2 protein-coding genes are annotated in these 2230 nt (G+C 60.1%); both read left to right on the top strand.

The annotated features are described in order from the left end of the window. On the top strand, window positions 1–1366 hold a 1366-nt coding region (locus J3489_RS37110), incomplete at its 5' end, for a non-ribosomal peptide synthetase (protein ID WP_207005755.1). Further along, the coding region (locus tag J3489_RS37105) for a condensation domain-containing protein (protein WP_242540612.1) at window positions 1366–2230 on the top strand (865 nt) is incomplete at its 3' end. The genes J3489_RS37110 and J3489_RS37105, both read left to right, overlap by 1 nt.

Raw genomic sequence — 2230 nt, 5'->3', positions numbered from 1 at the left:
AGTGGGCGTCAACGCGCTGCACCCGGCCTACGTGATCTACACCTCGGGTTCGACCGGACGGCCCAAGGGCGTCGTGATTCAGCACAAAGGCGCCGCCAATACGATTCAGGACATCAACCAGCGTTACCGCGTCCGCAGTACGGACCGTGCGATCGCCTTGTCGTCGTATGCATTCGACCTCTCGGTATACGACGTCTTCGGGATGCTTGCGGTCGGTGCTGCGGTCGTGATCCCTTCCTTGCGGGAACTCGCAAACGCAAGTCACTGGCCCGATCTTGTCGAGCAGTACCAAGTGACGATCTGGAATTCGGTGCCGGCGTTCATGCAGATGCTGGTCGATTCGACTCTCGGGAAAAATCCGGCGTCGATCGATTCGATCAAGCTGATCATGCTGAGCGGCGACTGGTTCCCTACCCGGCTACTTGAGCAGGCGCGTACAGCCTGCCCGAGTGCAAAGATCTTCAGCTTGGGCGGCGCGACCGAGGCATCGATCTGGTCTGTGAATTTCGATTCGACGGGCAGGACAATCGACAAGAGCTCGCTTCCGTATGGCGTGCCGCTCGCAAATCAGTCCATGTACGTGCTGGATCAGAACCTGCAGCCCTGCCCGGTCGGCGTCCATGGCGACCTGTTTATCGGAGGCGTCGGTCTGGCTCTCGGGTATTTGAATCGTCCCATGCTGAGCGCTGAACGATTCATCGCCGATCCGTTTGCGTCGACGCCCGGGGCACGCATGTATCGAACCGGCGACCTCGCGAAATGGATGCCCGACGGCAATCTGGAGTTCGTCGGGCGCGTGGACGATCAGGTCAAGATCCGCGGATTCCGAATCGAGCTCGGCGAGATCGAATTGGTGTTGACGCGGCATCCGTCCGTATCGAAAGCCACGCTGATGGTCCGTGAGGATCGGCCCGGCGACCGCAGGCTCGTCGCGTACGTGGTGCCGGACGCACAGGCCGGATTCGACGCTCAGGTATTGCGCCGGCATCTTGGCGCGCAATTGCCGGACTACATGGTCCCGACGGCGTTCATAGAACTTTCGGAAATGCCTTTGACACCGAACGGCAAGCTCGATCGACGCGCGCTGCCCGAGCCTGCCAGCACGTCGAATTCGGAAGGCGGCTATGAAGGCCCTGAGGGCGAGGTTGAAAAGACCCTCGCGCGTGTTTGGCAGGAACTGTTGAACGTGGATCGTGTTGGACGAAAAGACAATTTTTTCGATCTGGGCGGTCATTCGTTGCTTGTCGTCAAACTGAATCAATTGCTGCAGCAGGCTGGATTGAATGTTGATCCTCATCTGATTCTTTCGAATCCGACGATCGAGTCTTTGGCTCTTGCTTGTGAAGAAGTGGAGATGCGTTTGTGATGATCAATTCCGTCCTGGAAAAGCTTGAAAAGAGCGGCGTATCCCTCTCCGTGACCGGAGATAACGAGTTGTCCATCAAGGGCAAGCGGGCCGTATTGAACGATGCTGAGATCATCGACTTGCTTCGCAGCAACAAGGAACTGCTCGTTAAACTGATCAAGTCGGGGCAGTACGAGGCGTTCAAAAACAATCGTGTCGCGGTGGCGGCCAATGGAATTCCGCCGGATTGCGACGCGATCACGCCGGAGATGCTGACGCTGGTGAAGCTCGACGAAGCGCAGATCGAGCGTCTGGTCGGCGCGGTGCCGGGCGGGGCCAGGAACATTCAAGATGCCTATCCGCTGACGCCTCTGCAAGACGGCATGCTCTTCCACGTTTTGTTAGGCAGCGAGAACGGGGGCGAGCACGACCCGTTTCTGATGTCCCTGATGCTGGGCTTCGACAGCCGCGAGCGGCTCGATGCATACCTGTCGGCGATGCAGTCGGTCATCGCGCGGCATGACGCGTTGCGCAGCGCGGTCCAGTGGGAGGGGCTGCCCGAGCCTGTGCAGGTAGTGTGGCGTGAGGCGCCGCTAGTGATCGAGGAGGTCGGGGATTTCGAAGCGGGCATCGACGTCGCTGAGCAGCTTTACGCACGATTCAATCCGCGGCACTACCGCATCGACATCAGGCAGGCACCGTTGCTGCGCGCGCAGGTCGCGCCCGACGGGGCCAACGATCGCTGGGTGTTGCTGCTGCTTTACCACCACCTGACGAGCGATCACGTGACGCTGGAGGTGCTGAACGAGGAGATCCAGGCGTACCTGCAGGGCACGGCGGACCGGCTGCCGGCGCCGCTCGCATTCCGGGAGCTGGTGGGGCAGG

The sequence above is a fragment of the Trinickia mobilis genome, assembly GCF_017315705.1.
In the GTDB taxonomy this organism is placed as follows: Bacteria; Pseudomonadota; Gammaproteobacteria; order Burkholderiales; family Burkholderiaceae; genus Trinickia_A; species Trinickia_A mobilis.
The sequence above is the reverse complement of the archived record's forward strand: the minus strand, read 5'-3'. Positions and strand labels throughout refer to the sequence as shown.